The following is a 16,940-nucleotide window of genomic DNA, read 5'->3' on the forward strand; positions in this document are numbered from 1 at the left end:
GCAGTCCGCTAATCCTTGGCCGCCGGCCCCGGCCGCTCGAACAGGCGCAGCGCCGCCTCCGAGGCGAGCGCCCGGGCGGCTTCCCCGGCATAGTTCAGGGGACGCCTCTGGCACAGGTGCCAGAGAACCTCACGACGCTTGGGCCAGACGAGGGCAGGGTCGTCCGGCGTTAGCGCCATTCGCACCAGATCGGGCCCCGAAACATCGGGCAGCATGGCCTCGACCTCGTCCGCGACGTCGTATTTCGCCCCGAAGGTCGCCGATACGATGCGCAGGGCGAATAGCGCCGTCCCGCGCAGGTTCTGCCGGGTGGCCAGGGTTAAGAATGTGTTAAGCTGCTGTGGAGCATCAGCCTTGACGCAGGCGTATAGGTCGCAGACATGCGCACCCACAGATTCCCGGTTGAACAGCCCCTTGACGATGCTGATCGCCGACAGCACCGGAACATCCTCGCGCGCCAGATGCGGCAATTGCCGGCCCAGGACGCTCGTATGATCGGGATTGGCAAGGTAACTTTTCGTGCTCCGCGGCGCCGGTGAGCCCGGTTGCTGAATCCGGTAATGGAGGTCCACTGTTACCGCTGGTGGTCCAGCCTTGCTCAGGTGCTGCTCCCCCAGGAACATGCGCCACCACAGCGACGACGATGTCGTGTTGTACCCGAGCGAAGACAGAATGGTGTATATTTTATGATAATTCTCGCCACTTGCAAGAATATCTACATCAGAGCATGGTCTTGAGAAGAAATCATCATATATAGATTTTTGCTGAATTGGTCCTTTTATGAATATAAATTCGATATTGTGTTTCGATATCGCTTCCCAAAGTGTCGCAGATTCGCGCATAAGCGCTGAATTCATCTGGACCGTGCGCAGTTTGTATTCTGACACATAGCCAATCTGCGTTTGATCCATCACGGCTGCAAGGGGCGCCGCCAGCGAGAGCAGGAGCTTGTTTCGCACCGCGATCTGCATGGCCGCAGTGACAATGGCCGGGTCGGACCGGGTCGGCGACGACATCGCGCCGGACACAAATCGGCCACGGAGCGCCGCCAGCACTAGGTCGAGCTCGGGAGTGAAATTCATACCACTCTTCTCCATCCATCCGGGTTAGCCCAAGGACGTGTCCTAGAAGAATGTCAATACACGTTTTCAGCGCGAGAGATTTGGGAGCAGATGAACAAGAGTTGCTGCCCTCAAACAGCGGCAGCCTTCCTTGACATGAACTTTGGGGGATGGGCAGATTTTGCAATGTGAGGGCTTGTGTTGCTCTCACGTTGATCGATCACACAATTACAATGGAGCTGAATATGAAGAAGAAATCGACGTATACTGCCCCTCGGCTGGTTCGCCACGGCTCGGTCGAAACCCTCACCCAGGGTTCCTCCACCGGTTCGTTCCTCGACGCGACGTTCCCGGTTGGAACGCCTTTCGGCGACCTGACCTTCTCGTAAGTGACGACAACGTTCGCTGTCGAACGTCTCACGGCGCCCGGCAGCGAACTCTCCTGATATGGAGGCATGATGACACTCCAGATGCAGCCGGCGGATATGCCGACCTACCGGGCCGTTTCCGACGATACGGTGATGGCCACCAGCCTGGGTGACGGCACCGCGCTACTCGACCTGCGCAGCAACCAGTATTTCAGCCTCGCCGAAGTCGGCGCCGTGGTCTGGCAGTCCTTGCAGACCCCGCGCACGCTGGATCAGATCGTCGACGACGTTCTTGAGATCTATGAGGTCGAGCGCGCCGATTGCGCCAGGGATGTCGATACCCTGTTGCATGAGCTGGTGGGGGCCGACCTTGTCGAAGTCACGCCTGCACCCGGCCCGTAAGCTTATCGCCCTCGGCCCGTCAGGCCCGGCGCTTCTGGCCGAGGCGGTCATCACCCTCATCCGCATACGTCTTGGGCTCACATTTTCCTCGCTGACCCGTGTTCAGGCCGGGTTCCTGCCGGCCGCGACGCTGACCAGGCATCTGCCACCCGATGCCCTGGAGCAGATCGCCTGGTCCACCCGCAACATGGCTCGCCTGGTGCCGGGCGCCAGTTGCCTGACCCAGGGCCTGGCGCTACAAGCGCTACTACATCGCCGCAGCGTCGCCTCCGAACTGAAGCTCGGCGTCAGGCGGGATGGCCCTGATGGCCTCGCCGCTCATGCCTGGGTCGTGGTGGATGGCAGGGTCGTTATTGGCGGTGCAGTCCGCGATCTGGCACCCTTTGCACCGATCGCCGGTTTCGGCAGCGGGCAAAAATGAGCGGAATAGCGGGCGCGATCCTCGCCGATCGCGAGCGCTCGGTTCCATCAGATATCGCTGCCCGCCAGGCGCGCGCCATCCGGCCGCGCGGCCCAGATGGCGAGGCGCATTGGTCCGATGGACACGTCTATCTCTGCCACGCGCATCGCGACACCACCGGCTTTCACGAAAGCAATCTGGATCAGGCCGACGTGCCCACGGCGATCGTCGCCGATATCCGTCTTGATAACCGCGCCGAACTGGCGCGAGAGCTCCACATCGACGGGTTGGCGACGACCTCCGACGCCGCGCTTGTACTGGCGGCCTACCAGCGTTGGGGCGAGGACTGCTGCTCCTATCTCTGCGGCGATTTCGCCTTTGCCATCTGGGATAAGGCCAACCAGACGCTGTTCTGTGCGCGCGACCAGATGGGGGTCAAGCCGCTCTTCTATGCCAACGGGGCCAACGGGTTTTTGTTTGCCTCCGAACTTTCAGGCGTGGTTTCTCCCGGCGGAGAAATCGAGGAGACGCGGCTAGCCGGTTTCCTTATCGGCTTTGGCGTCGAGCAGGAGCTGACGGCCTATCGCGGCGCAAACCGCCTGCCTCCCGGCCACAGCCTTACCCTGCGCGATGGTCGGCTTGCCATCAGGCGTTATTGGTCGCTGGCCGATGCCGCCGAGCCGCATGAGGGGCCGGCCGTCGAGATATTCCGGGAGCGTTTCGGCGAAGCGGTGGCGACGCGGCTGCGGGGCACGGAGGCGCTCGGCGCCATGCTCAGTGGCGGGCTCGATTCGTCCTCGATCGTAGCCGTCGCCGCCCGCCAGCTCGCCGGCGGTCCGGACCAGCCGCTCCGGACCTATTCCTTCGATTACAAGGACAATCCGCACCTCGACGAGCGGCAATATGTCGAGGCGGTGCTCGATGCCTATGCCCTGCACCCAACCTTCGTCAGCTTCGACGACCTGGCGCCACTGCGAGGGCTCGACCAGCTCGCGGACGGGCAAAGCGATCTGCTCTTTGCGCCAGGCCTACCCAAGATGGCGCGCCTCTTCGCTGCCGCCCGCCAGGTCGGCACCCGGGTTTTGCTCGATGGTCACGGTGGCGACGAGGTGGTTTCGCACGGTTTTGGCCGGCTTTCCGAACTGGCAGCGGGCGGGGACTGGTTCGGCCTCTATCGCGAACTCAAGGGCGCGGCCCAACTGTTCGGCGAGAGCCCGAACCGCCTGTTTCTTCGGTATTTTGCCCGTTATGGCCCCGGCAGGCGGTTGCAGAGAGTGATGCTCCGCATGGGAGCGGGGGCTTCGGGCCCCCCGACTTCGACGGCCTTGGCATTCCTCGATCCGGCCTTCGCTGCCCGCACCGAAGCTGGCGACCGACACGACGCTTGGCAGCAGCGTCTGCGGCAGGCGCAGGCCAGTGAGCGCGCGCTCCATGCCTGGAATGTCTCGATGCCGCAAGTCGGCGAATCCTTCGAGGCCCTCGATCGCGCCGCCATGGCCGCCGGCGTGGAGCTGCGCTTCCCCTTCTATGACCGGCGCGTCGTGAGTTTTGTCCTCGGCGTGCCCGCGAGCGAAATCCTGCAGAATGGCTGGACGCGCAGCTTGTTGCGCCGCGCCATGCAGGACGTGCTGCCGGCCAAGGTGCAGTGGCGGCGCGACAAGATCGACTTCGGCCCGGAAATGCGATTGGGCCTGATCAAGCACCATGCCGGCATTCTCGCCGATCTCACGCGTGGCGACAGCCCCATTGCCGCCTATGTCGATACCATCAGGCTGCGCGCGGCCATCGACCGGCTGATCGCCCAGCCCATGGCGCTCGAAGCCGGTGAGCTCTTCATCATCTGGCGCTGCGTCTTCCTGTCCCTCTGGCTTCGGAGCCGCCATGCCGCCCAATAGGGTTTTCCGCTACGAGATGTTTGGACTGACAGTCGCATCCGACATCGAAATGCCCCAGATGCGCACCGCCCGCGCCGATGGCACCGACCTCGTCATCCGGCGCACCCGGATCACTCATCCCCTGCGGGACGCCCCCGGTGCCGTCACAGACTTTGCGCCCGATCGGCAATATCTGGGCTGGGAAACAGTTGGCGGCTTCCTGGTTGCCAGCGACAGCCTGATCGAGGTCGATCCCAATCCCGACGTGTCGGACTTTCTGGTCGCTCTGCCCCTGCTCGGTTCAGTAATGGCGACCCTGTTGCAGCGGCGCGGCCACTTCGTGCTCCATGCCAGCGCCGCATCGATCGCAGGCCATGGCGTCGGCCTTCTGGGTGACAAGGGCGCGGGCAAATCCACCACTGTGGGCGCCATCGTCGCCGCCGGGCATGCGCTATTGTCCGACGACGTGGTGGCGCTCGACTTTGCCGATGGCGTGAAGATCGTCCCCGCCTATAGCCAGCTCAAGCTTTGGGAAACCGCCGCCACCGGCATCGGCCTTGAGGGCCTCGAACGGCAGGCGCGGCTGCATCCGTCGATCGACAAATCCCAGTTCAATCTCACCACCGGCTTCAGCGCTGAGGCGGTTCCCCTGGCCCGTCTTTACGTGCTGCGGCGGAGCGAACGCGCCGCAATTCTGCCACTGGATCCCAAGGCCGGGCTCGAGGCGCTGATGCGCTATTCCTATATGGGGCGCTTTGGCGAGGCGGGGTTCGGAAGCGCCATCGGCCTGCACTTTCGCCGCGCCGCGGAGCTGGCCAATGCCGGCAGGGTCTGCATCCTCGATGTCCCCAATGGAGTCGAGACCATCCCGCGCGCCATAGCGGCAATTGAGGCGGATTTGATGACCTGATGGCCTTTTTGGCCGCCCTTCTCACGCAGGACTGGGTTGTGCTGAGCGGGAATGTCAAACCACACTTTGGTGCTAGGCTTCACCGAATATGCAGACCAGCAAGCGGTCCGTGCACGCCAGCCTATCTGTGGCGGACTCCGGAAAAGCAGAACGGGAGCATCTCGTGAAGACACGCAAACCACTGGCTCTTGCCGCCCGCTGCATGGGCGTCGCGTTGGCCGTCATCTGGCATCTCGCCGCGTCAACGAGTTCCGCCTTCGCCGCCGAACCCTATCGGCTGGGTATTTCGGACCGCATCGCCATCAAGGTGGTCGAATGGCTGCCCGGCGCCGGCGACTTCCGCGAATGGTCGGCGGTCGGTGGTGAATATTCAATCGGTCCAACCGGCACGGTGTCCGTGCCATTCCTCGGCGAACAAGCCGCCGCCGGCAAGAGCACGGCCGAACTTTCGGCCGAATTCGGCGCTGAACTCAGCCAGTATTTCGGCCTTTCCAACCCGCCCAACGTGACCATAGCGATCGTGGCTTTCGGCCCGATCTACGTGCTCGGCGATGTGCAGACCCCCGGCGAATACGCCTATAGCCCCGGCCTAAACGTCATCAAGGCGTTGAGCCTTGCCGGTGGTGAGAAGACCTCGGCCAATTCGGGGCTGCGCAGCGACCGCGACCTGATTTCCGCCCAGGGCTCCTACGGCGTGTTGCAGGGCCAGCTGCAACGGCTGATCGCCACGCGGGCGCGGCTTGATGCCCAACTGGCAGGCGAGCGGCAGGTGGAAGTGCCCCAGGAGCTGGCATCACTCGAAAGCGCCAGCACGATCATCGGTGTCGAACAGGCCGTGCTCGATGCCAATGCCAGCAAGTCCGACGGCCAGGAACTCTCGCTCTCCGAGTTTTCCGAGCTGCTGAATCAGGAGCTGGCGACACTGCAGCAAAAGCAGGAAACCGTCGAACGCCAGCTGGCGCGCGCCAAGGAAGACCTAGCGGGGGTGCAATCGCTGGCCGACAGCGGGCTGGCGGCCAATACCCGGGTCTCGGCAACCGAACAATCGGTGGCCGACCTCGAAACCAGGCTGCTCGATATCGGCACCGCCATCCTGCGCACGCAGAAGGACATCAACGATACCGATCGGAACCTGTTGGCGCTCGATAGCGATCGCACCGCCGACCTGACAACCGAGCGCCAGGAGGTCGACGCCCAGATCGCCGATCTGCGCACGCAGATATCGACCCAGCAGGCGCTGATGACCGACGCCGTGCTGCTCGGCGCCAGTTCGTCGAGCGAACTGATCGACCACGAATACATCATCATCCGTGACGGTGCCGAACTGGAGGCAACCGACGTCACGGCCTTGCAACCTGGAGATGTCGTCAAGGTGGTGCTGCTCATCACGCCACCACAAGAGTGAGCCGAATTTTGTAAACCTACAGGAGTTGTCCCGTCATGGCCGATGGTTACCGAGCCCCGAGTCTCACCCTGCTGAGTTCCGCCGCCTTGCTGGTGTTGTCGGCCTTGCCCGCTGCCGCGCAGACGCAGCAGGCCGGCGCCAGTTTCTTCGATGACTTCGACCGCTTCGACCGCGTGCGCTGGTACGCCTCGGACGGTTGGGCGAATGGCACGCACCAGAATTGCGGCTGGGCTGACAACCGCGTCAAGCTGAACAACGGCATCCTGGAGATCGGTTTCGGCCCCGGCCAGATGGCCGGACGCAACTACACCTGCGGCGAAATCCGCACCCGTACCGCCTTCAAGTACGGCACCTACGAAGCGCGGCTGAAGACCCCGGCCGGGTCTGGCCTCAACGCCGCCTTCTTCACCTATACCGGCCCGACCATGAAGCAGCCGCATGACGAGATCGACTTCGAGGTTCTCGCCCGCGACACCAGCAAAGTCAGCACCGGGACCTTCGTCAACGGCAAGAGCGGGCTGGGCACACCGGGCAACGGCGCTGGTCGACTCCTCGATCTGCCGCACGCCGCCGACAGCGATTTCATCCATTACGCCTTTGTATGGGCGCCCGAGAGCATCAAATTCTATGCCGATGGCGAGCTCATCCGCACCATGGATGCCCCGCATGAAATCCCCACACACGAACAAAACGTGTTCTTCAGCCTCTGGGGCAGCGACACGCTGACCGACTGGATGGGGCCATTCGAGCCGCCGGCCGCGCCGCTCAAGATGGAGCTCGACTGGTTCGGCTACACCGCGCCGGGCGAGGCCTGCCTTTTCCCGCAATCCATCACCTGCTGATGGCACAAACCGCGCCAAAATCCGCCCGACAGGGCTTCCTCCCCAGGCTGAAGTGGAACAAATGAAGCTGGTGTTTTTCCGGGGCAAGGTGCCCAATTTCGGCGACGAGCTGAATACCACCGTCTGGCAATCGGTCCTGCCGCAGGGCTTTCTCGATGACGACGAGAGCGATCTGTTCGTCGGTATCGGCTCGATCATCGGCGACCACCTACCCACCAGCGCGCGCAAGCATGTGATGGGGTCGGGTTATGCCGGTTATATGGGCCGGCCCGACCTCAGCGACGGCAGCTGGAACATCGCCTTCGTGCGCGGTCCGCGGACGGCGGCCTTTCTGGGCCTGCCAGCTGAGAAGGCGATCTGCGACAGCGCCATCCTGCTCCGCACCATGGACCTGCCGGCCCCGACGCCCGGCATCGATGTCGCCTTCATGCCCCACTATGAGAGCCTCGAACGTGGCTTCTGGGCCGAGGCCTGCAAGCTCGCCGGGATCACGCTGATCGATGCAACCGATCCCACCGACAAGATTTTGGGCCAGATCAAGGGTGCCCGCGTGCTCATCACCGAGGCCATGCATGGCGCCATCGTCGCCGATGCCTTGCGCACGCCCTGGATCGGGGTGAAGCCCATCTATCGCGGCCATCACATGAAGTGGCTCGATTGGTCCGAGGCATTATCCATCGACCTGCGCGTGCATGATTTGAAGCCCTCGAGCGTCCTCGAACTCTATGTCGGCGCCACCGGCCGCGGCGGCGAGAACGGTCGGTCGGGGCGGCTCAACGAAAGCGTGCTTTCGGCGCTGCCCAACAAGATTCTCACCTGGCGGGCGGCGCAACACCTCAAGGCACTGGCCAAAGAGGAGCCTCAGCTGAGCTCCGACCAGGCCATCGCCGATGTGACCGACCGGGCCCTGGCTGCGGTCAACCGTTTCGTCGCGGATTACAGCGTCACGGCCGCGCGAGCCTGAACGATCAGGCCGCGCGCTTGCGGCCGAGCACGACCGACAGGATGCGGTTGATCTGGCTGCGCGCCGTCAACAGCAGCACGGCGGTGTAGACCACCGCGCCGCCGCCTATGCTGGCCAGCAGGCGAATGACCGCATCCCCCGGCAACGCTTCCTTGATCGCCGAGACGGCAACGAACATGGCCAAGGCTGCGAGGGCAGGGGCCACGAAGGGTTTGAAATACGAGACGAGGCTGATGTTGAGCAGCCGCATCACCATGTGTACGGCCGGCAGCCACATCAGATAGGTCTGGATGGCGAGGGCCGTCACCAGCGCGTCGAGCCCCCAATTGTGGAAGAAGGCGATGTAGAGGATGGTCATCGCCTGCCGGGCCAACATGTAGAACAGCCACAGGCCGGCCTGGCCCTGGCTGCGGATCAGCGAGGATTGCAGCACCCCCACACTGGTCAGCAGGCCCATGGCGCAAAAGGCGCGCACGGCACCCACCGCATCCACCCAGTGCTCGCCGAAAGCGATCGGGATCAGGTCATCGGCGACCACGGCCATGCCGATGAACAGCGGGAACGAAAACACCGAAGAGGCCAGCGTTGCAAAGATATAGGCATCCCGCAGCTTGCCCGGCTCCTTTTGCAGCGAAGACAGCAGCGGATAGGACACCGCATTGAGCGGGCTGGCGATGAGATCGCTGACCAGCTGGAAGATGCGGCGCGCGAAGCTGAACAGACCCAGCAGCGACGTGCCCAGTAACGAGCCGATCAGCACCTGTTCGAGGTTGATGGTCTGCAATGCCCGCTGCCCCGAGGAGAACAGGCCGAACCGCGCCAGCTCGCGCAGTGCTGTCATGCTGAAGCTGAGCCGCGGCCACCAGCGCGCCGAGAGCATTGAGGCGAGGCACGCAATCAGCGACGAGGCCAGCTGCGAAAAAGCCAGTGCCCACAACCCATAGTCGAGCAGCAGCAATACTATGCAGATCGCGGCAGCGGCGAGCGAGGCCATCGTGGTCCGCACCGCCAGCTTGTGGAAGGCCATGGCCCGTGTCAGCAGCGCATTCGGCACCGCCCCGAGCAGATCGAAGAAGACCTTCAGCCCCAATAGCGGAATCAGCAGCCTGAGTTCCGGCGTGCCGAAGGCATCGGCCAGCGGCAGCGCCGCCAGCACCACGGCGACATAGATCGTGCCGGCGACGCCAAAGCATAGCCAGAACACCGTATCGAGATGGTCGCGGGTAATCTCGGCGCGCTGTACCAGCGCATCGCCGAACCCCACAGGCACCAGCGCGCTGGCAATGGTGGTGATCGTGGCCGCGAGCGCCACCGTGCCGAATTCGGACGGCCCGAGGGCGCGTGACGTCGCCAGAAACACCAGCGCGCCGATCGCGGCAGGGGCGAAGCCGCTCAGCAGCGACCACAGCAGGCCGACAATCGCGGCGCGCGTCCGCCCGGTCTTCAGATGGCCGTAATGCGGCTCCGGGGTACTCTGGCTGCTAACACTCAAAATCTGATCTTTCACACCGGACAACGCGCCGCCGGGACCGGCTTAGAGACTCATTCCAAACGCGTCGGCCAAGTTCCTCGAAACAAAACGCAGCTTGCTCACATTGTTGAGCAGCAGGGCCGGCGATCTGAGCGTCGACTTGTTGATGACGAAATTCCGGATCATCCCGCGCGACTTGCTGTGGGCCCCGGCATGTCCGACGCGATAGATCGCGCCGGGAAAGGGCAGGGGCTCAAGCGCAAATCCCTGCGCCTCGAGTATGGCCTCGATGCGCACATGGCTGCCCAGCATGGTCTTGATGTAGTCCTCGTCGGCCTCAGCAACCGAGGCCGGCACACTGTAGAGGTCCGAACGGATCACATGTGACGTCCCGCAGAACGTAGCGAAATGGGAGTGCAGGAACGCGAGTCGTCCGCCCTCCGACCAGATGAAACCGTTCTCGATGGTCCAGCCATTCGCCCCGTAATTGCGCGCGGCATGCGCCACGATATCGCGGCTGACGAAATCGTCGTCATCGACGATCATGAAATAGCCGGTCTGCCCGGCCGCGATCATGCCCGACAGCACGCGCCGGCCTTTGTCGAGGCGGAACGCCTCATACATGGCCTCTTTGTCGCCCGCGCCTAGATCATGCAGCTGATTGGGCGGATAGGTGACGCGCACCACCTCGAAGCCGCGCGGCAACGGCGGGATCTGGGCGCCGACATTGGCGACCACCAGGCCGCGCCACGAGGCATGGGTCTGGGCCGCGATCGATTGCACCGTCTGCATCAGGCGGACGATCAGCGCCGGCCAGTCCTTGGAATTATCCTGATGCCGCACTGGGACGATGAAGGTGACGACTGGAGCGTCGGTCTCGGACACCTGCGGCTTGTCGATTGCTTCCAGGATCATGCTGCACCTCGGGGTTGATAGTCCGTGCCGGTCGGCGGTCGCGCCTTGGCTGTGGCCCGGCGGGACGCCATGAAATCGCTCAATGCCGCATCGGATCGTCCAATGGCGGCGACGAGGCCGGCCCGCAGGCCCAGGCGCGCCGCTTCGATCGGGGCGATCGGCGCGCCGGCCCGGTGCCAGATCATCGATCGCACCAGTCCTTCGGCGCGTATCGCCGGCGGCGCGGCAAAACGCGTGCTGTCGAGATAGGCCCGGCGGGCTTCGGCTGAGAGCTCACCCCACACGGCGCGCCGCAACCGCTGCACATTGCGTTTGAGGTTCATCTCGCGCCGCACATAGGAGGTATTGAGCCCGGCATTGCGCGTGGTCTGCTCGGCATTCTCAGCCCACACCGCCAGCGGTTCCATGGCCACGTAGATCGGCTCTCGGATCGAGAAGGTCCGCAGATATTCCTGCAGCGTCGCCGTGCAGTCATAGCCGATTTCCAGCTCGCTCCGGACGTGGCGGCTCCAGAACAGGCCGCCATTGGAAACGCCGATCCCGATCAGCAGCGAGGTACGGAAGGCTTGTGGGTCGTAGAGACCATCGGTGAACATGTCATCCAGCACGCCCGTGGTGCCAAGATAGGCGTCGGCGGTGCCGCTGGCATGCTCGAAGAGCTGGTTGCGCAGCACGATCTCGACGCCTTGGGCGCGGCAGAGCGCGATATTGGCTTCGATGAAGGTGTCGAGAATGAAGTTGTCGTCCTCCACCACGCAGAAATAGTCGGCATTGTGGGGGTTATCGCGGCTGAAGCACTGGTCGATGTTCATCGATGCGAAGTGCTGCCTGGCGTTCTTGTGGTAGGCGATGCGGGCATCGCCCAGATCGCGGACGACCGCCTCGCCGGAACCATCCGGATCGTCGTCGAACACGTCGCAAACCCAGTGGCTCCAGGTCTGCGCCTGCATGCTGCGCAGCGCCCGGGTCAGGGCTTCGGGACGGCGATAGGTCGGCGTGCGGATGTGCACGAGATGCTGATGGTCTGTCATGGTCTGGATGCTCGCACTCCATAGACCAGCGCCGCCACGACCAGGATCGAGGGCAGGCTGAACTGGAAGAACACGGCCACCTCGACGAAACTGCCGAAAATGGCGCTGGTGAGGTAGCCACAGAATAGCGCATTGGCCGGGGAAGGCGCTCGCAGCCCCCAGCGCAGCGCCAGGAAGAAGGCGCCGAACAGCATGGCGGACTGCATCGCCACGCCGAGAAGCCCGATCTCCACGGCGTTCGAGATGTAGGTGTTGTGGAAGTTGAATCCGGACCGGCTGGCGATCCCGAATTGCGCCCACAGCATTTCGGCAGGTGCATAGCCCTGGATCCAGAATGCGCGATAGCCGACGCCGAACAGCGGATGATCACGGATCACGTCGATGCCCACGGCCCACAGGTCGGTCCGGCCGGTCAGGGTGGCGTCCTTGCCGGTGGTATTGAGCATGAGGTTCATGAGCTCGGTCCAATACCCGGCCGCCAGCAGGCCGATGACCGCACCCAGCATGGCGATGGCGCAGAGCAGCACCAGCTTCTGGGACTGGCTCAGCCACCGCCCACCCAGCACCAACAGCATGGCGCCGACACTGGGCACCAGGGTGATGATCGCGCCGGCCGATTGCGCCAGCAGCAGGATCGGCCCGGACACCAGCAGCGATGTGAGGGCCGCCAGCCGCTGGAATCGCGACCCTTGCTTGTCCACCAAAGCCGCGACCGAGGTCAGGATGAAGACCGAGACGATGGCGGCGAAGGCGTTCTTGCTGCCGAAAATGCCGACCCAGGCGCCCGATGAGTTGCGCACCCGGCCGAACAGCACGCTGGCGATCATGGCGCAGAGGAACACGCCGAACAGGATGCGCACCAGCGTCCGTGGCGGCACGCGACAGGCCATGACGATGGCGATCGCCAGGCTGGCGCCGAGCTGGATCGAGCCACGGAGCGTCTCGGAAGGCTCCTGCGACCACAGCGTCGACAGTGCGCAATAGGCCGGAAGCAGCAGCAGGTACCAGAACCGGGCCAGCGACTGGATGGTATGGCCCACATTGGTGACCATCAGCAGCGCGCCGCAGCCCAGGAAGATCAGCGCCGTCAGCCCGCCAAACAGCGGGTTGAGCAGCAGCACGCCCAGAATGATGGCCGTGAGGCAGGCCGCGATATTGATCTCGATGACCGGGGCCCGTGCTGGGCCCATGGCCGGCGCATACAGGCTCATCCGGCCACCTTTCTGCTTGGGGAAAGGCGGCGCGTCAGCCGTTCATTGAGCGAGCGCGCGAGCTTGAGCAACAGGCTGGGCTGGCTGAGCAGCGCGCCGAACGCGGCGCCCAGCCGGCGCCCCTTCAGATCGTCGACGAGTTCTTCGTAATCGAGCCGCCGTGCGAGGGCGTCGCGGCGCTGGCCGAAGGCGAGAGCCAACCGCGCGGGGAAGGGGCCATGCCCGGCCACGAACCGGTCCTGGCTCTCGATCATGGCGCGCACCGTCGCGACCGACAGGCGATGGGAGACCGATCGGCTGTGGCGGCGGTAGTGGTACATCGGCTCGGGCAGGACGCAGAGCTCGGCACCGCCAAGCAGCAGCCGCAGCAGCAGGTCGTAATCCTCGCCGATCCGCAGCGTTTCGTCATAGCGCAGTCCGGCCAGCGCCGAGCGGCGGATCAGAGGCTTGAGATAGCCGAAGGCCACCGCACCGCCGGCCTGGCTCTTGCCGGCAATGAAGCCCTCGGGCGTGACCTGTTCGGGACCAGCCAGGATAGCGTCCTGCAGCAACCTTGCATGCGGTTCGGCGCCGTCGACGAAATAGAGCAGGTCATCGGCGACGATATCCACGCCGCGCGCTTCGCCGGCCCCCACCAGCCGCGCCAGCCGATGCGGCGCGATCACGTCGTCGGCGTCGACAATGGCGATCCAGTCGCCACGGGCCAGATCGAGGGCTCGGTTGCGCGTCCGGGCCGGGCCACCGTTGCTTTGTGCGGCGACCAGCCGAATGCGGGGATCGGTCGCCATGAGCGATCGCACGATGGCGAGGCTGTCGTCGGTCGAGGCGTCGTCGGCAATGATGAGCTCGATCGCGTCCAGCGTCTGCGCAAGCACCGACGCGGTGGCCTCGCCGAGATAGGCGGCGCCATTGTGGTTCGCCATGATCACCGACACGATGGGTCGGATTCCGGCGGGCACGTCTCCTCCCTCGCTGTGGTCGTTCGACATGAGAACCTCTCGGCGCGGGTGTAGCGATGATGCAGGGTCGGCTGGCTGCTAGCCGGACGCCGCCTGGGCTTCGTCCGTTACCGGGTGTAGCTCGGCGATCAGGGTTTCGACTTCGGCCAGCACGCGCTGCAGCTTGTCGATCTGGGCGGAGACGTCGCGAATCCGCTGTGTTGCCTGGCCGGCATTGCGTTCGGCCAGCTTGATCGAGCTTTCGTCGGCGCTGGAGCGCTCGCCGAACTCGCCCGAATTATCCAGCAGGTTGGTGGCCTGCGCGTAATAGAGGTCGACCCGGCGTTGCAGGCCATCCCGTTCCGAGATGGCGCTGGCCACGCCGGCTTCCACCGATCGCTTGATGGTCATCAGGCGATCGAGATCGGTATTGTAGTTCCGGGCCGGATTGCGGGAGCGAAAGAGCGGGCGAACCGAAAAGATCGAGCTCATGGCATGGCCTCCTTACCGGCTGCCGGTGCGCAGCAGGACCACCTTGATGGTGCGGACCATGATAACGATGTCGCCAAGGAAAGACCATTCGCGGACATACTGGGCGTCGAGCTGCACGCGGCGGTCATAGTCCACATCGCTGCGGCCGCTGACCTGCCACAGGCCGGTAATGCCGGGGCGGGTGCTGACATAGGCAGTGATGTCGCTGGCATAGCGCACCACTTCATCCTGCACGATCGGGCGCGGGCCCACCAGGCTCATGTCGCCACGAATGACATTGATGAGCTGAGGCAGTTCGTCGAGGCTGGTGGCGCGCAAGAACGCGCCAAGCCGCGTGATCCGCGGGTCGTCGCGGAGTTTCTGGCTCGCCTCCCATTCGGCCTTGGCCTGAGGGAACAATTCGAGGTGGCGCGCCAGCGCTTCCTGGGAATTGGTCACCATCGACCGGAATTTGAGGCAGCGGAACCGCCGCCCCTTGTGGCCGATGCGCTCGTGACTGAACAGCACCGGGCCGCGGTCGCTCGACCACATGATCACTACGATGAAGAACATCGCGGGCATGGCGCAGAACAAAAGCAGCGTCGCGACGCTGATATCGAACGCACGTTTCGCTGCGCCGCCTTTGGGAGTACGAACATCGGACGCTGAATTTGATGCATCAAGATCGTAATTGATTACCGACATCTAGCCACCTGCGTGCTTTAGGACGTTTCTGGTCTCGATCGACCGGCGTACCGGTCTCGGTTTTACTTTATTGATTCGACCTATTCTCGCGTTGCGTGCGGTCGTGCCTAAATAATAGCCATATATAGCGGCATTATTCGTAGGTTCGTGTGCAATCAAGGAACCATGAATGGGCGGGCATGACAACAGATCGAGCGCATGGCAGTTATGCGCTCGCCGCAGCGTCATAACGATGACGCCTCTCAAAAATGTCTAGATTGTCGACTAGTGCCGCGATAGGCGATTCATCATCGCCTCAACCGCTTGAGGCTGCTGCATTATTTGGGGTGCAAACAGCAGCGCTGGGGCGATTCAGAGTCCGAGCAAGGGTGCGATACCGCGCCACAGCAGGTAGATTCCAAACCAGGAAACCGCGAGCACCGCGATGGCAATCAGTCCGGTCGGCCAACGCGCCCATGCGTCACGCTGCGGGGCGGCCGTCTGCTGGACGTCGATGTCCTTCTTTTCTGCCTGCTGTTCCATCGATCCCCCCGCATAGAAGTGGTCCGCTCGTGGTCGTCTACAGCCAGGCCAATTAGTGCGGTCTTAAAAACACGCTCCATACCCACCTCACGGAGCAATAAACAATCGTATCGGTAAACCGAAACTAAAGCGAGTCGCTGACACAGCAACTCACGATCGCTTCAACCACTTTTGCGTGCGCGCTTATTGCGGCGACCGTCATGCCGAAGGTCCGCTCTTCATCCAACTCGTAATATTTGGATATCAACGTAGCAGTGATAAAGCCGTTACGAAATCAAATATATATGAGAGGCTGAGGACATCTGCGCGGCAACGGCGAGGACATTTGTAATCAAACATTCACAAATGCGCAGCATCGATCTGCGTGCCGCATTGCGGCCGCGCGCGTGATTGATCGTGAACTCTCATCCTGCCGACGACATCTGTCTTTTTTCGCGTCGGAGCCATGCGGTGAGCGCAGACGTCAAAGATAGACTTTGACGGCCTGTTGTGGTCGCATGCCTCGACTGACGGCGATCAAAGGAGCTATCCTCGTGACCAAGCGCGTTAGGACTGCGGTTTTCCCTGTTGCAGGTTTGGGAACCCGTTTTCTGCCTGCCACCAAGGCTTTACCCAAAGAGATGCTGACAGTGGTCGACCGGCCGCTGATCCAATATGCGGTTGACGAGGCCCGCGAAGCCGGAATCGAGCATTTCGTTTTCGTCACCGGCCGCAGCAAGGGCGTGATCGAAGATCACTTCGACCGCCAGTTCGAGCTGGAAACCACGCTCGAACTGCGCGGCAAGACAAGGGCGCTCGAAGAGCTGCGCAAGGACCTGCCCTCGGCTGGCCGCACCAGCTTCACCCGCCAGCAGGAGCCTCTGGGCCTGGGCCACGCCGTCTGGTGTGCCCGTGATATCGTGGGTGACAATCCCTTCGCCCTCTTGCTGCCCGACATGCTGTTCAAGGGCAAGCCCGGCGTCCTTAAGCAGATGATGGACGCCTACGAGGAAAGCGCCGGCAACGTCATCGCCATCGAGGAGGTGCCGCATGCCGAGGTCTCATCCTATGGCGTTGTCGGTCGTGGCGCCGGCGCTGACAATGGCTTCCGCGTCACCCAGATGGTCGAAAAGCCCAGGCCGGAAGAGGCACCCTCCAACCTCATCATTTCCGGCCGCTACATTCTCCAGCCCGAGATATTCGCCCTGCTGGCCGATCAGCCGCGCGGGGCCGGTGGCGAAATCCAGCTCACCGATGCCATGCAAACGCTGATGAACACCCAGCCCTTCACCGGGGTGAAATATGTCGGGCAGAGCTTCGATTGCGGTTCCAAGATCGGTTTCCTCACCGCCAATGTCGCCTACGCGCTGGACCGGCCCGACATCCGCGACGGGTTCCTGGCGGCTCTCGAACGGCTCAGCCTGGACGAAGTGATGGCCGAACCGACCAAGGCCGCTGCGGAATAGCAGCG

18 protein-coding genes are annotated in these 16,940 nt (G+C 63.3%); 9 read left to right on the plus strand and 9 right to left on the minus strand.

Features of this window, described 5'->3' with window-relative positions; genetic code table 11:
* Positions 1-8: 8 nt before the first annotated feature.
* Complete coding sequence (locus MF606_RS02780; RefSeq protein ID WP_240232127.1) at positions 9-1,082, minus strand: nucleotidyltransferase family protein; 1,074 nt, start codon at positions 1,080-1,082, stop codon at positions 9-11.
* Positions 1,083-1,306: 224 nt separating this feature from the next.
* Between MF606_RS02780 and MF606_RS02785 the strand changes: the two genes are divergently transcribed.
* The 8 genes from MF606_RS02785 (at position 1,307) to MF606_RS02820 (ending at position 8,226) form a co-directional block, all read left to right on the plus strand.
* Entirely contained in the window at positions 1,307-1,450 is a 144-nt protein-coding gene (locus MF606_RS02785; protein WP_240232128.1) for a lasso RiPP family leader peptide-containing protein, read from the plus strand.
* A gap of 69 nt (positions 1,451-1,519) precedes the next feature.
* The gene (locus MF606_RS02790) at positions 1,520-1,831 is read left to right on the plus strand and encodes a PqqD family protein (RefSeq protein WP_240232129.1); all 312 of its coding nucleotides are present in this window, start codon (positions 1,520-1,522) and stop codon (positions 1,829-1,831) included.
* Entirely contained in the window at positions 1,800-2,252 is a 453-nt protein-coding gene (locus MF606_RS02795; protein WP_240232130.1) for a lasso peptide biosynthesis B2 protein, read from the plus strand. Before MF606_RS02790 ends, MF606_RS02795 begins: the two co-directional genes overlap by 32 nt.
* Positions 2,249-4,126 carry an asparagine synthase-related protein gene (locus MF606_RS02800; protein WP_240232131.1) on the plus strand — a complete coding sequence of 626 codons (1,878 nt, stop codon included), beginning with the start codon at positions 2,249-2,251 and terminating at the stop codon, positions 4,124-4,126. Before MF606_RS02795 ends, MF606_RS02800 begins: the two co-directional genes overlap by 4 nt.
* A complete protein-coding gene (locus MF606_RS02805; protein ID WP_240232132.1) occupies positions 4,113-5,015 on the plus strand; it encodes a phosphoenolpyruvate carboxykinase (ATP) in 903 nt (300 codons plus the stop codon). Before MF606_RS02800 ends, MF606_RS02805 begins: the two co-directional genes overlap by 14 nt.
* 163 nt (positions 5,016-5,178) lie before the next feature.
* Positions 5,179-6,420, plus strand: coding sequence for a polysaccharide biosynthesis/export family protein (locus MF606_RS02810; protein WP_240232133.1), 1,242 nt, complete (start codon positions 5,179-5,181; stop codon positions 6,418-6,420).
* A 35-nt stretch (positions 6,421-6,455) separates the two neighbouring features.
* Positions 6,456-7,262 (plus strand): family 16 glycosylhydrolase, encoded by an 807-nt coding sequence (locus tag MF606_RS02815; protein ID WP_240232134.1) that lies wholly within the window; start codon positions 6,456-6,458, stop codon positions 7,260-7,262.
* Positions 7,263-7,323: 61 nt separating this feature from the next.
* Positions 7,324-8,226 carry a polysaccharide pyruvyl transferase family protein gene (locus tag MF606_RS02820; RefSeq protein ID WP_240232135.1) on the plus strand — a complete coding sequence of 301 codons (903 nt, stop codon included), beginning with the start codon at positions 7,324-7,326 and terminating at the stop codon, positions 8,224-8,226.
* 4 nt (positions 8,227-8,230) lie between these two features.
* Here the strand turns inward: MF606_RS02820 and MF606_RS02825 are convergent, their stop codons facing one another.
* The 8 genes from MF606_RS02825 to MF606_RS02860 all read right to left on the minus strand — a co-directional run bounded on the left by MF606_RS02825 (position 8,231) and on the right by MF606_RS02860 (position 15,490).
* Positions 8,231-9,718, minus strand: a complete 1,488-nt coding sequence (locus MF606_RS02825) for a lipopolysaccharide biosynthesis protein (protein ID WP_240232136.1) — start codon at positions 9,716-9,718, stop codon at positions 8,231-8,233.
* 42 nt (positions 9,719-9,760) lie between these two features.
* Complete coding sequence (locus tag MF606_RS02830; protein ID WP_240232137.1) at positions 9,761-10,612, minus strand: galactosyl transferase; 852 nt, start codon at positions 10,610-10,612, stop codon at positions 9,761-9,763.
* The gene (locus MF606_RS02835) at positions 10,609-11,643 is read right to left on the minus strand and encodes a glycosyltransferase family 2 protein (protein ID WP_240232138.1); all 1,035 of its coding nucleotides are present in this window, start codon (positions 11,641-11,643) and stop codon (positions 10,609-10,611) included. Before MF606_RS02835 ends, MF606_RS02830 begins: the two co-directional genes overlap by 4 nt.
* Positions 11,640-12,854: an O-antigen ligase family protein gene (locus tag MF606_RS02840; RefSeq protein ID WP_240232139.1), complete on the minus strand. Its 1,215-nt coding sequence runs from the start codon at positions 12,852-12,854 to the stop codon at positions 11,640-11,642. Before MF606_RS02840 ends, MF606_RS02835 begins: the two co-directional genes overlap by 4 nt.
* Entirely contained in the window at positions 12,851-13,813 is a 963-nt protein-coding gene (locus MF606_RS02845; RefSeq protein WP_240232140.1) for a glycosyltransferase family 2 protein, read from the minus strand. The genes MF606_RS02840 and MF606_RS02845 overlap by 4 nt, the downstream gene beginning before the upstream one ends.
* Before the next feature lie 78 nt (positions 13,814-13,891).
* Positions 13,892-14,284, minus strand: coding sequence for a hypothetical protein (locus MF606_RS02850; protein ID WP_240232141.1), 393 nt, complete (start codon positions 14,282-14,284; stop codon positions 13,892-13,894).
* Positions 14,285-14,296: 12 nt separating this feature from the next.
* A complete protein-coding gene (locus tag MF606_RS02855; protein ID WP_240232142.1) occupies positions 14,297-14,968 on the minus strand; it encodes a sugar transferase in 672 nt (223 codons plus the stop codon).
* Positions 14,969-15,319: 351 nt separating this feature from the next.
* Entirely contained in the window at positions 15,320-15,490 is a 171-nt protein-coding gene (locus MF606_RS02860; RefSeq protein WP_240232143.1) for a hypothetical protein, read from the minus strand.
* A gap of 533 nt (positions 15,491-16,023) precedes the next feature.
* Here MF606_RS02860 and galU point away from each other — a divergent pair.
* Positions 16,024-16,935: a UTP--glucose-1-phosphate uridylyltransferase GalU gene (gene galU, locus MF606_RS02865; protein ID WP_240232144.1), complete on the plus strand. Its 912-nt coding sequence runs from the start codon at positions 16,024-16,026 to the stop codon at positions 16,933-16,935.
* Positions 16,936-16,940 lie beyond the last annotated feature (5 nt).

This window comes from Devosia lacusdianchii, from assembly GCF_022429625.1.
Classification (GTDB): domain Bacteria; phylum Pseudomonadota; class Alphaproteobacteria; order Rhizobiales; family Devosiaceae; genus Devosia; species Devosia lacusdianchii.